Origin of the sequence: Pseudonocardia terrae, assembly GCF_021343995.1 — a bacterium.
Taxonomy (GTDB): Bacteria; Actinomycetota; Actinomycetes; order Mycobacteriales; family Pseudonocardiaceae; genus Pseudonocardia; species Pseudonocardia terrae.
In genome coordinates this window covers 83,139-95,674 of the sequence record NZ_JAJTTE010000005.1, presented here as the reverse complement: position 1 = coordinate 95,674, position 12,536 = coordinate 83,139, and the positions used below count along the sequence as shown (strand labels likewise).

Sequence of the window (12,536 nt, the reverse complement as noted above, 5' to 3'; positions counted from 1 at the left end):
CCGTAACGAGGCAGGTTCGAGACACGCAACGTTTTCTGTCTCACTATCAAAGTTCTCGACGCCGCGAGGCCGGGCGGCCGGTGCGGGGGCCGCCCGGCCTCGCGGACCGGGGAGACGGGCTGGGGACGTCCCATCCCCGGGCTCTGGCTTCTAGACCGGGGTCATCTCCGAGACCAGCCAGTTCCCGTCGACCTCCTGCATCGTCACGCGCAGCCGACTGCCCGAGAGGGTCGGGTCCGGCTTGGCCGACGACTGGGTGGTCTGGTTGAGGAACATCAGCAGGGTGACCTGGTGCGGCCCGTCCGTGCCGACGACGGAGGTCGACACGATGTCCGAGCGCGTGGTCAGCTGCTGCTGCGCGGCGGCCGGGGCGACGACGTCCTTGAGCAACGACCCGTAGTCGTCCTTGAACTGCCCGGTCAGGTCCGCGACCCGACCGTCCTGGTCGTTCGCGATCGACCGGTAGTCATAGGACAGCAGGTCGACGACCTTCTTCTCCGCCGCGGCGGTCGCCGCCGTGCGCGCGTTCTCGACCTGCAGCTGCCGGATGGCGAAGAAGGCGAACAGCCCGGCCACGATCGCGAGCACCACGGCAGCCACGCCGAGCACGGTGAACGCGCGCCGGGGCCGTCGTCGTGCACCCGTCCAGGCCGCACCCGGCAGGTGCACGGCGGACCGCGCCCCGCTGCCGACCGCCTTCGCCCCGGTCCCGATGCCTCCGCCCGCGGCGGCCAGCGCTCCACCCAGCCGGCTCACGGCACGAACTCCACGCGCGAGACGAGCCAGCGGCCGTCGTGCTTCTCCATCTGCTCCACCAATCGGTAGAAGCGCTGCTCGCCGTTCGGCACGGTCTTGTTCTTGACCGTGGTCTTCACGGCGACGACGGCGCTCGCGGTGTTCCCGTCGTACTTGTCGATCCCCGCCTCGGTCACCTCGCCCGCGGTCACGACCTGGCCGTCCTTCACGACCCCGACGTAGGAATCGAGGTTCTGGGTGAACAGACCGCCGAAGTCGCCGGTCGAGCCGTCGAGCACGCGCCGGACGTCGTCCTCGGCGTGGTTGAAGTCGATCGTCGTGAGGTTCACGGCGGTCTGCCGGGCGGCCGACAGGGCGTTCTCGCGGTCGGCCCGGGCGGTCTGGCCGTGCAGCCAGAACACGCCGGCGGTGACCGCCGCGGCGAACAGCAGCACGGCGACCACGAGGAGGGCGACCAGCCCGGCCAGCCCGCGGCCCCGCAGGAGCGGCCCCGACCCGGCGGGCTCGTCCGGCGATTCCTCCGCCGGCTCGGCGTCCGTGGCCGCGGGCAGCACCGCGGTCGCCCGCTCGTCCGCGTCGCGGGCCTCGTCCCGGGCCGGGAGGCCGGCCTCGGTGGTGGCGGTGTCGGTGGTGGCGTCGACGTCGTCGTCCACCACGCCGTCCTCCCAGGTGGGCACGGGCGGGCTCGCACCGCGGCGGGTCATGCGCCCGCCCCGGTGAGCAGAAGTGATTGCCATGTCAGCTCCTCGGGCGTCGGTGCCGGAGTGCCGTTCGCGCCGATGGCGGCGAGTGGCTCGGCGAAGGCGGGCTGCCCGTTGAGGGCCGTCTGCGGCTCGAAGGTGAGCCGCCCGGCGGCCTCGGGGCTGTACCCGCTGCCTCGGCACTGGAAGATGGTCGCCGCGCGCCGGCCGGGGGGTGACCCGGGTTCGAAGCACGGCAGGTTCCGCGCGCTGCGTGCCAGCGTGGGGTCGGACTGGGGCAGCTTGCAGTAACTGTTCTGGGGCAGCGGCAGGTCCCCGAGCGAGGCGGAGTTCCGTGCGCCGCCGGGCTGGTCCGGCGGGGTCCAGCCTTCCACGCAGCTCGGCGGGTTCACGTTGGTCTCGAGGTTGAACCGCAGGGCGCCGGGCTGGTCCTTGGGCACGATCATCTGGTTGACGACCGCCCACATCGGATAAACGACCAGCACCTGCTCGATCGGAGCGTGGTATGCCTCGGCGAGCCGGGTGAGCACCCCGGTCGTCGAGAACAGGGTAGGGGTCGTCCGGCTCAGGTCCTTGAGCAGGTCGGTCGCCTTCCCTGCCGCGGACGAGCCCTCGGTGAGCACGCTCCGCAGCGCGGGGTCGTTGTCGCGCAGGGCCTGGGAGAACCCGGCGAGGTCGTGGCTCCAGCCCCGGATCGCGTCGCTGGAGACCAGCTGCGGGTCGGCGAAGGGCTGGAAGTCCCGCAGCAGCTTCTGCGTGGGCTCGTAGTTGCCCTGCGCGGTGCGGACCAGCGTCTGCGTGTTGTCGATCAGCCGCCCCAGGTCCGGCCCGATGCCGTCGAAGGCCGCGGCGAACTCGTCGAGCGTGGACTGCATCTGCTCCGGCGGGACCGAGGCGAGCAGCCCGTCCGCCGACTGCAGCACGTCGGCCGTCGCGGGCGGGATCGACGTGCGGGACAGCGGGATCACGTCACCGTCGGCCATCTCCGGCCCGGTGTCCCCGGGCGGCGGGATCAGGTCGAGGTACTGCTCGCCGATCGCCGACACGCTGTGCACCTCGGCCCGGCTGTCGGCCGCGGGCAACCGGGACGAGTCGATCGACATCGTCGCGACCACGTGGCCGTCGGAGAGGTCGACCGCGGTCACCTTCCCGACGGTCACCCCCCGGTAGGTGACGTTGGCGTTCGGGTACAGGCCGCCCGCTGCCGGGAGCTCGGCGGTGGCGGTGATCCGGCCGATCCCGAGCAGGCTGGGCACCCGGACGTACACGAACACGATCAGCAGCGCGGCGACCAACGTGAGCACCGCGAAGATCAGCAGCTGCACCTTGACGAAGCGTGAGATCAGCATGTCAGTTGCCTCCCGTCAGGCCGCCGACGAGGCCGCCGATCGGGCCGGGTCCGGGGTCCCCCGGCGGTCGCTCGTCCGGCGGGATCGGCTCTCCCGACGGCGGCGCGGGCGGGTCGGTCGGCCGGCTCGCGGGCTGCGACCCGGCGACCCCTCCGCCGCTGGGCAGCAGGTCCCCGGCGACATCCGGGACCGGCACCGCGGGTGGCTGTCCGTCCGGGCCGGGCTGGACCGGCGCCAGCAGCGGGTTCGCGTTCTGCAGCGCAGCGCCCCCTGTGCCGGCGAGCACCTTCTCGAAGTTGCCGAGGCTGCCGGCGAACGGGGTCCCGGTCAGGAAGTTGCGGTCCAGCGTGGACAGCGTGAGGTCGAGGGTGAGCCAGAAGTTGACGTAGTCCCCGCGGAAGGTCTCCGAGAAGCCCTTGAGCGGGAACACGATCGTGCCCAGCAGGCCCAGCGAGTCCGTCAGTGAGCGGCCCGAGTCCGCGAGGCCGCGCAGCGCGGGCTCGAGGTTCGCCACGTTGGTGGCGAGGTCGTCCGAGGTCCGCTGGATGACGTCGTCGGCCGCGACACCGAAGTCCCCGAGCGCGGACAGCGTCCCGGTGAGCTTGTCCCGCTCCTGGTTGAGCACTTCGAGGGCCGGCGGGATCGAGTCGAGCGCGCCCGCGATCTTCGAGTTCTGCTCGGCGAGCCGGCCCGAGAGCCGGTCGAGGCCGTCGATCGCGCGGACGATGTCCTGCTTCTGGTCGTCCAGCCCGCCGGCGAAGGTGTTCAGCTGGTCGAGCAGGCTGCGGTACTGGTCCGTGCGGCCGTCGAGCGCCTTGTCGAGCTCCGTCGTGATCGTCTTGAGCTGCTGCAGCCCGCCGCCGTTGAGCAGGGCCGCCACGGAGGCCAGGATCTGCTCCGTCTCCGGGTACTTGCCGCTCTGCGCGAGCGGGATCCGGGAGTCGGCCGCCACGAGCTGCGGCACCGGGTCCGCCGGCTGGTCCAGCTCGACGAACTTGGCGCCCAGGAGGCTGACCTGCCCGACCTTCGCGGTCACGTTGGCAGGGAGCTTCACCTCCGGGTCCAGCGTGACGGTGACGAGCGCCTTCCAGCCGTCGAGCTCGATCTTCTCGATGTTGCCCACGGTGACGTCGCCGAGCCGCACGGGGTTGTTCGGCACCAGGTCGGCGACGTCCCGCATCTCGATCTGGACGCGGTAGGAGCCCTCCTTCGTCCCCTCCGCGCCGGGGAGGGTGAAGTCGTTGAGCCCCTTGTAGTCGCAGCCGGAGAGCAGCAACGTCGAGGCGAGCAGCGTGGCCGCCACGGCGGTCCTGCGGAAGGTGCGCATCAGTTGCCCCCGTTCGGGACGAGCAGGCCGCCCAGGCCCGGCACGTCGACCGGCGGCGGCAGCTGCGCCGGCTGCTCGGCGACCGGCGGCGCCGGGTCGATCGGGCCGGGGTCGGGCTGGTTGGCGCCGCCGCCCGGCACGAGCAGCGGGTTGACGCCGACCGGCGGCTGCTGCACGCGCAGCACGTTGAGCAGCGGGCCGAGGTAGCTCTTGCAGGACTTCACGCCCTCGTCGACGCTCTGGTACGCGACGGAGTAGGCGGAGCAGATGAAGTCCGCGGGCGTGTTCAGGTTGTCCACGACCAGCGCGCCGGAGAGCGATCCGCTGCGCGGCGAGTAGATGTTGAACAGGTTCATCAGCGTGCTGGGTCCGACGTGGAGGATCGTCGCGAGGTCGTCGCGGGAGTTGGCCAGAGTCCGGGTGAAGTGGCCGAGCTTGTCGACCGCGGTGTTGAGCGGGGCTCCGTTGGTGTCCACGAACTCGTCCACCGCCTTGGCCGCCGCGTCGATGCCCTGCAGGGCCTGGGTCAGCTCGTCGGTGTTGTCGTTCAGGAACGACGACACCGTGGAGAGCCGGCCGTTGAACTCCACGATCTGGTCGTCGAGCGCGGAGAGTGCGGTCACGAAGGCCTGCAGGTTGCGGACGGTGCCGAAGATGTCCTCGCGGCCGTCGGTCAGGGTCTGGACAGCGGCCGAGGCCTGCCGCACCATCTCGTTGAACCTGGCGCCCTGGCCCCCCGCGGCGTTGGCCGCGACGGTGTCGGCGAAGCGCTTCAGCGCCCCGTCCTTGTCGATCCCCTCCGGTCCCAGGGCCGACGAGATGTTGCCGAGTTCCTTCTTCAGGTCGTCGAACTCGAGCGGCGACGCCGTCCGGTCCTCGGGGATGACGCCGCCGTCCGCCAGCGCCGGCCCGCCGGTGTAGGCGGGTGCGAGCTGGAGGAACCGGGTGGCGACGAGCGTGGGCGAGATGATCGCGCCCTTCACGTCGGCGGGCAGGTCGTACTTCGAGTCGTAGGTGAAGCTGACCTTGACCGAGTCGCCCTGGGGCTCGATGGCGGTGATCTCGCCGACGTCCACGCCCTGGATGCGGACGCGGTCCTTCGGGTAGACGTTCTTCACCGAGGCGAAGTACGCGACCCCGCTCTTGGTGCCGCCGTTCACGAGCAGGACGGTCACCGCGCCGACCACCAGGGCCACGACCATGACGGCCAGGACCTTCGTGACGGTGCCGGTCGCCTTGAACAGCGCCCCGGTACGGGAGCCCATGTCAGTTGCCTCCCAGTCCGATGAGGTTCGACGGCGCCGGCAGCTCCGGGACCGCCTGCGGCGCCGGGTTGTTGGGCACGGTCAGGCTCGGGATGTAGTCGCTGACCGGGAACAGCGTCGGGGCCAGGCCGGAGAGGTCGCCGTGCCCGGTGAAGTACGGGCCGGTCGACAGGCCCTCGCCGAGTCCGGTGATGAAGCTCGACACGCGCTGCACCGAGGAGACGATGTTGCCCTCGTTGCGCTTCAGGACGTCCATCGCGGAGTTGAGCTGGTCCAGGGCGGGCGCGAGCCGGTTCCGCTGCTCCTCGGTGAGCCCGACGATCTGGTCGGCGACCGCCTTGGTGTTCAGCAGCAGGCTGTGGATGGCCTCGCGGCGCTGCTCGAGCTCCTGGAGCAGGGTGTTGCCGTCGACCAGCAGGGTGGTGAGCTGCCCGGTGTTGGTCTTGAGCACCTCGGTGACCTTCTCGGCGTGCGCGAACAGCTCGCGCAGCGCCTGGTCCCGCGACGCGATCGTCTGCGAGATCCGCGTGATGCCCGCGAAGGCCGGCGCGACGTCGTCGGGCGTGTCCTTGAAGGCGTCGGAGAAGGTGTCCATGGCCTTGCCGAGCTGGTCCATGTCGACCTCGCCCGTCCGCCGGGTCAGGTCCTCGATCCCCTGCGTGACGCTGTACGGAGAGGTCGTGCGCTCCAGCGGGATCGTGTCGCCGGAGCCCATCTCGCCGTCGCCCGCCGGCTCCAGGCCGAGGTTCCGCTCGCCGAGCAGGGTCTGGGTCTTGATCGACGCCCGCGTGGCCTCGCCGAGCGTCACCCCCTTGGCCGTGAACGTGACCACGACGTCGGCGCCGTCGAGGTCGACGGACTTCACCTTGCCGACCTCTGTCCCGGCGACCTTGACGTGGTCGCCCGCCTTGAGCCCGCCACCCTCGACGAAGCGGGCCTCGTAGGTCGTACCCGCGAAGACCGGCAGCGCGGCCAACTGGAACGAGCCGAACAGCAGGACCATCAGCCCGGCCAGGCCGGCGATCGCGATGACGACCGGGTTCTTCTCCCGGAACCGGAGCTTCATCGCTCCCCCTCCTGGGCCTGCGGGCGCGGCGCCGGGGCGTCGACCGGGTTCGGGTTCTCCCCCGGTCCGGTGCCCGGCGGGTTCTGCCGGCGCTCCTCCACGACCGGGTCGTGGGCCTCGCGCTGCTCCGGGGTCTCGAGCGGCTCGATGCCCGGCTTGCACCGGTCGACGTTCTGCGACGGGCCGACCCACGGGGTGTACATCGGCTGGCCGTCCGGCCCGGTGAGCTTGAGCCGCAGCGAGCAGATGAACAGGTTGTAGGTGGCGCCGCGCGAGCCGAGGCGGCTGACCCGCAGGTAGGCGCCGGGCAGCAGCGACAGGTTGGTGTCGACGGCCTCCTGGCCCTCGTTCACCAGCGTGGCGACGCGGCCGACCTGGTCGACGGTGCCCTTGAGCGGGCCGCGGAGCTTGCCGAGGAGCTGGTCGGTGCCGCTGACCAGCCGGTCGATGTCGGCGAACGACTGGCCGATCCGGCCCCGGTCGGCGTTCAGCCCGCTGATCAGCTCCTGGAGCTGGTCGATGGTCCTGTCGACCTGCGGGGCGTGCTGGTCGAGCGTGCCCAGCACCGTGTTCAGGTTGGTGACGACCTGGCCGATGACCTGGTCGCGGTCGGCCAGGGTGTTGGTCAGTGACGCCGCCCGGGCCAGCAGGGACTCGATCGTGCCGCCCTCGCCCTGGAACACCGAGATGACGTCCTGGGTCAGCGAGTTGATCTTCTCCGGCGCGAGGCCCTCGAACAGCGGGTTGAAGCCCGCCAGCAGCACGTCCAGGTCGAGGGCGGGCTTGGTCTGCGCGAGCGGGAGCGTGGCGCCCTCCTCGAGCGGTGCCGTGCTGCCCGGCCCCTCGCTCAGCGCCAGGTACCGGTCGCCTGTGAGGTTGAGGTACCGCGCCGAGGCGAGCACGCCCTGCGGCAGCGTGCGGTCGGCCTCGACGTCGAAGGTCACCTTGCCCTGCGTGTTGTCGTAGACCTCGACGTCGGCGACCTTGCCCACCTTCACCCCGGCTATCCGCACCGAGTCCCCGGCCTTGAGGCCGGAGGTGTCCCGGAAGACCGCCGAGTACTCCTTCGTGGTGGAGAACCAGCCGCCGCCGGACAGCTCGAAGCCGATCAGGCCGAGCACCATCAGCGTGACGACCACGAAGACGATGCTCTTGGTCAGCGGGGCGGCGATCGCCTGCGAGTTGCTCGAGCTCACCGGCCACCTCCCTGCTTCGGCATGCCCTGCGCGGCGAGCGGGCCGAACAGCTGCGCCACCAGCGGCGGGTCACCGATCCGCAGGGTGTTGTCGCCCGGGTTCGGGTTCGGCTCGCCGCCCTCGTCGACGTTGCGCAGCAGCTGCGGCGGCGTGCTCAGCCCGTCCACGGAGGGCAGGCCGTTGCAGTTCGGCCCGCCGGTGGCGGCCACGACGGGAGGCCCGTCGTAGGCCCGGTCCCCGGGCTCGAAGGTCGTGTTGCCGACCAGGCCGGGGACGGTGTCGCCCTGGGTCTTCTCGAGCCGCTTGCGGCCCTCGTCCATGCCTTGGAAGAAGCAGGCGAACTCCGGCGAGTACTCCCGCAGCAGGTCGGTGGTCGGCAGGGCGGTGTGCACGACCTCCTGCAGGTTGTCGCCGTTCTGCCGGAAGAAGTCCGCGCCGACGCCGGAGAGCCGGGTGACCTGGTAGAAGAAGCTGTCCAGCTGCGCCTGCTGGTCCACGACGGTCCGGCTGGTGAACGCCGCGTCGTCGAGCAGGTTCGTCAGGTCCGGCGCGATGTCCGCGTAGAGGTTCGTCAGGTCCGCGCCGCTGGCCAGCGTGCGCTGCAGGTCGGGCAGGTTCTCGTTGAACCGGCGCAGGTAGGCCTCCAGCTCGCCGGCGGTCTCGCCGATCTGCGCGCCGCGGCCCTGCAGGGCCTGGGCCATGTTGCCGAGGAAGGCGCTGACCTTGTCCGGCTGCAGCGTCGTGAGGACCGTGTCGAGGTGGTCGAACAGGGTGTTGACCTCGACGGTCACCCGGTCGGTCATCAGCGTGTCGTTCGCCGCGAGCCGCACCGACGACGGCTGCTGCGGGACGGTGATGCCGACGGTCTTCGCCCCGAACGCGGTGAGCTGGTTGAGCTGGACGCCGGCGTTGGCCGGGATCGCGTCGAGCTTGTCGGGATCCATGTCCAGCGTGATCTGGACGGTCCTGCCGCCGTCGTCGAGGGAGACGTCGCCGACCCGGCCGACGTCGACGCCGAGCAGCTGCACCCGGTTCCCCGGGTACATCTGCAGGCCACTGCGGTCGGCCCGCACGTAGACCGGCACGGTGGCGGTGAAGGCGTTGTTGTAGACGGCGACGCAGAGCGCCGCGAATCCGCCGATGACGCCCAGGAGGATCAGGGCGTACACCTTGAGCTTGATCGACTGTGACACGGCCGCCTACCCCGAGATCCGGAAGGCGTCGGAGTCGGCGTAGAGCGCCATGGAGATGGCCAGCTCCACGGCCAGCACGGCGATCAGCGAGGTGCGCACGGCCTTGCCGACCGCGCGGCCGACGCCGGCGGGGCCGCCGGAGGCGGTGTAGCCGTAGTAGGTGTGGATCAGGATCACCACGACGGCGATGCCGACGGCCTGGGCGAAGGAGTAGAGCACGTCCTGCCACTGCATGAACGTGTCCATGTAGTGGTCATAGGTGCCCTCGGACAGGCCGAAGAAGTCGACCTGGGTGAGCTTCCAGCCGATCCAGGCCCCGCACATCGCCATCGCGAAGATCGGGATGATCGTGATCATGCCGGCGACCAGCCGGGTGGTGACCAGGTACGGCAGCGACCGGACGCCGATGACCTCCAGCGCGTCGATCTCCTCGGACACCCGCATCGCGCCGAGCTGCGCGGTGAAGCCGGAGCCCACCGTGGCGGCCAGGGCGGCGCCGGCGACGATCGGGGTGAGCAGCCGCGGGTTGATGATCGCAGAGGCGAACCCGCCGAGCGCCTCGAGCTGCAGGTTCTGCAGCGCGTCGAAGGTCTGCACGCCGCCGGTGACCCCGGCGAACAGCGTGATGAACAGGGTGATGACCGAGGAGCCGCCGATGACGGCGAGCGCACCGGAGCTCATGCCGACCTCGGCGATGAGCCGGACCTGCTCGGTCTTGTAGCTCTTGACCGCCTTCGGGGTCCAGGCGATCGACTTGCCGTAGAACTCGGCCTGCCGGCCGAGGTCGTCGAGCAGCCGCAGCGGGCCGGTGAGGAGCCGCTTCGCGCTCTCGGCGACCGAGCGCGCACCCATCTGCGCCATCTCAGTGCCCTCCGACGATGCCGAGCGAGTAGGGGATCTGCGTGAGCAGGATGTTGATCGGGAACAGCGCGAGGAACGTGTAGACGACCGTCTCGTTCACCGCGTTGCCCACGCCGCGCGGTCCGGCGGCACACGTCATGCCGCGGTAGCAGCCGATGAGCGCGCCGACGACGCCGAAGACCACGGCGCGGATCTCGCCGTGGACCAGGTCGGGGTAGCCGACCAGCAGCTTCATCGAGTCGACGTACTGTCCCGGCGAGGCGCCCTGCAGGAAGACGCCGAAGACGAACCCGCCGGACAGTCCGATCAGGATCATGACGCCGTTGAGCAGGAAGGCGTTGACCGCCGTGGCCAGCACGCGGGGGACGACGAGGCGTTGGACGGTGTCGATGCCCAGCACCTCCATCGCGTCGAGCTCCTCGCGGATCTTGCGGGCGCCGATGTCCGCGCAGATCGCCGTCGAGCTGGCGCCGGCGATGATGAACGTCGTGGCCACGGGGCCGATCTGGGTGACCGTGGCGAAGCCCGAGCCCGAGCCGGACAGGTCGATCGCGCCGATCTCGACCAGGATCAGGTTGAACTGGAAGGTCACCAGGGCGACGAAGGGGATGCCCAGCAGGATCGCCGGGCCGAGCGAGACGCTCGCGACGAACCAGGTCTGCTGGATGAACTCGCGCCACTGGAACGGCGGCTTGAACATCGCCACGAACGTGTCGAGCGTGAACGCGAAGAAGCCACCGATGGGCTTGACGACGCGGGTGAGCGTGGGCGCGGCCATCACGCCCCCGTCCGGGAGGACGGAGCGAGGCGCGGCCGGCATGCGGTGGGGAGCTGCTGCATCTGGGCCTCTGCACTGAGACTGCGGGGACTACGCGGGGAAGGGCCTTGCGCGTCGGGCGCCACGATCGGGGGCTCGGCGTCCGTTCGGAGGGCTCAACGACGGCTCACGCGACAAGTTACGTTCTTCGTAACGCTGGATTGCCGCCGCATCCGCGAGACCGGCGTGATGAGCTGGGGGTATGCCGCAGATTCTCACACGTCCAGGTGAAAGCCACCGCGCTCGCGATGCTTCATCTGACAGATTGCGTTGTACGTATCAAATCCACCCGGATCCGCAGGTCGGAGCCCCGACGGAGAGCCCGGAACGCCAGCCGGTGACGCGCACCACAGCGTACTGCACGTTCCTAGGACCTTTAGGTTGGGTGCCGCGCCCGCGCGACGAGCCCACGGAGGTGCTCCCATGGCCGGTGTCGAGGTGACCGTCGAGGGACTGTCCAAGTCCTTCGGCCGCGCCAACATCTGGTCCGACGTCACCCTCACCCTGCCCCCGGGCGAGGTGTCGGTCCTGCTCGGACCCTCGGGCACCGGCAAGTCGGTGTTCCTCAAGTCCCTGATCGGGCTGCTCAAGCCCGAGAAGGGCTCCATCGTCATCCACGACACCGACCTGGTGCGCTGCAACGAGTCCAAGCTCTACGAGCTGCGCAAGCTCTTCGGCGTCCTCTTCCAGGACGGCGCACTGTTCGGCTCGATGAACCTCTACGACAACATCGCCTTCCCGCTGCGCGAGCACACGAAGAAGAGCGAGGCGCAGATCCGCGACATCGTCATGGAGAAGATGGACATGGTCGGGCTCAAGGGCGACGAGATGAAGCTGCCCGGCGAGATCTCCGGCGGCATGCGCAAGCGCGCCGGCCTCGCCCGCGCGCTGGTCCTGGACCCCGAGATCATCCTGTTCGACGAGCCGGACTCCGGCCTCGACCCCGTCCGCACGGCCTACCTCAACCAGCTGATCATCGACCTGAACGCGCAGACCGACTCCACGTTCCTCATCGTCACCCACGACATCAACACCGCCCAGACCGTGCCGGACAACATCGGCATGCTCTACCGCAAGCACCTGGCCATGTTCGGCCCCCGCGAGGTCCTGCTCACCAGCGACGACCCCGTCGTCGCCCAGTTCCTCAACGGCCGCCGCCAGGGCCCCATCGGCATGTCCGAGGAGAAGGACACCGCCCAGGCCGCCCGCGAGATGGCCGAGGTCGACGAGCTCGACGGGCTGCCCCCGATCAAGCCCCAGCTGACCGCCACCGCGGGCCTGCCCGAGCGCAAGGCCGTCGCCCGCCGACAGAAGCGGGTGCGGGACATGCTGCACACCCTCCCGCCCGCCGCCCAGGAGGCCATCCGCCGCTCGTTCGAGGAGAACAGCGCCCCGCAGGCGCGCGCGCAGGCCGTTGGCGCGGCCCCGTACGGCCGGCCGGACGACCCGACCCGAGCCCTGCCGAGGATCAGCCCGGACGACGACCCGACCACGCAGCTGCCGCGCGTGCGCTGAGACCACCGACCAGGAGGCACCGATGCCCGCCTACTCCACCGTCGTCGTCGGCACCGACGGCTCCGACACCTCCTACACCGCGGTCACCCGGGCCGCGGCCGTCGCCCGCGCCCACGACGCCGGCCTCGTGATCGTCTCGGCGTACCACCCGACCGAGAAGGACACCGGTCCGGCCGACGACGCCCTCAAGGAAGAGGCCCACCTCGTCCACGGCTGGACGCCGGCCGAGGAGACCCTGCGGACCGCGCGCGACCACGCCGTCCGCGAGATCGCGGCCGACCGGATCAGCACCTCGGCCGCCGACGGCGACCCCGTCGACGTCCTGACCCGGGCGGTGAAGGAGAACGCGGCGGACCTGCTCGTGGTCGGCAACCGCGGGCTCGGCAGCCTGGTCGGACGCCTGCTGGGGTCCGTCCCGGGGGACGCCGCACGCCACGCGGGGGTCGATGTGCTGATCGTCCACACCACCTGATCGTTCACGAGACGATTG

12 protein-coding genes are annotated in these 12,536 nt (G+C 70.6%); 2 read left to right on the top strand and 10 right to left on the bottom strand.

The genetic code is table 11. The features are described from left to right. Positions 1-150 precede the first annotated feature (150 nt). Genes LWC33_RS04985 through LWC33_RS04940 form a run of 10 tightly spaced genes read right to left on the bottom strand, consistent with a single transcriptional unit; the run spans position 151 to position 10,492 of the window. Entirely contained in the window at positions 151-756 is a 606-nt protein-coding gene (locus LWC33_RS04985) for an Rv1363c family protein (protein WP_233303017.1), read from the bottom strand. Beyond that, positions 753-1,433 (bottom strand): Rv1363c family protein, encoded by a 681-nt coding sequence (locus LWC33_RS04980; RefSeq protein WP_233303016.1) that lies wholly within the window; start codon positions 1,431-1,433, stop codon positions 753-755. The genes LWC33_RS04985 and LWC33_RS04980 overlap by 4 nt, the downstream gene beginning before the upstream one ends. Before the next feature lie 23 nt (positions 1,434-1,456). Further along, the gene (locus tag LWC33_RS04975; protein WP_233303015.1) at positions 1,457-2,806 is read right to left on the bottom strand and encodes an MCE family protein; all 1,350 of its coding nucleotides are present in this window, start codon (positions 2,804-2,806) and stop codon (positions 1,457-1,459) included. A gap of 1 nt (position 2,807) precedes the next feature. Beyond that, positions 2,808-4,133 (bottom strand): MCE family protein, encoded by a 1,326-nt coding sequence (locus LWC33_RS04970; protein WP_233303014.1) that lies wholly within the window; start codon positions 4,131-4,133, stop codon positions 2,808-2,810. Continuing rightward, positions 4,133-5,398, bottom strand: coding sequence for an MCE family protein (locus LWC33_RS04965; protein WP_233303013.1), 1,266 nt, complete (start codon positions 5,396-5,398; stop codon positions 4,133-4,135). The genes LWC33_RS04970 and LWC33_RS04965 overlap by 1 nt, the downstream gene beginning before the upstream one ends. A 1-nt stretch (position 5,399) precedes the next feature. Then, positions 5,400-6,464 (bottom strand): MCE family protein, encoded by a 1,065-nt coding sequence (locus LWC33_RS04960; protein WP_233303012.1) that lies wholly within the window; start codon positions 6,462-6,464, stop codon positions 5,400-5,402. Further along, positions 6,461-7,660 carry an MCE family protein gene (locus LWC33_RS04955; protein WP_233303011.1) on the bottom strand — a complete coding sequence of 400 codons (1,200 nt, stop codon included), beginning with the start codon at positions 7,658-7,660 and terminating at the stop codon, positions 6,461-6,463. The genes LWC33_RS04960 and LWC33_RS04955 overlap by 4 nt, the downstream gene beginning before the upstream one ends. After that, complete coding sequence (locus LWC33_RS04950; RefSeq protein ID WP_233303010.1) at positions 7,657-8,853, bottom strand: MCE family protein; 1,197 nt, start codon at positions 8,851-8,853, stop codon at positions 7,657-7,659. Before LWC33_RS04950 ends, LWC33_RS04955 begins: the two co-directional genes overlap by 4 nt. A gap of 6 nt (positions 8,854-8,859) precedes the next feature. Further along, the gene (locus tag LWC33_RS04945) at positions 8,860-9,714 is read right to left on the bottom strand and encodes an ABC transporter permease (RefSeq protein WP_233303009.1); all 855 of its coding nucleotides are present in this window, start codon (positions 9,712-9,714) and stop codon (positions 8,860-8,862) included. 1 nt (position 9,715) lies between these two features. Further along, positions 9,716-10,492: an MlaE family ABC transporter permease gene (locus LWC33_RS04940; protein WP_233303008.1), complete on the bottom strand. Its 777-nt coding sequence runs from the start codon at positions 10,490-10,492 to the stop codon at positions 9,716-9,718. Positions 10,493-10,954: 462 nt separating this feature from the next. Between LWC33_RS04940 and LWC33_RS04935 the strand changes: the two genes are divergently transcribed. Next, entirely contained in the window at positions 10,955-12,046 is a 1,092-nt protein-coding gene (locus LWC33_RS04935) for an ABC transporter ATP-binding protein (protein ID WP_233303007.1), read from the top strand. A 22-nt stretch (positions 12,047-12,068) separates the two neighbouring features. After that, positions 12,069-12,518: a universal stress protein gene (locus LWC33_RS04930; protein ID WP_233303006.1), complete on the top strand. Its 450-nt coding sequence runs from the start codon at positions 12,069-12,071 to the stop codon at positions 12,516-12,518. Positions 12,519-12,536: the final 18 nt, after the last annotated feature.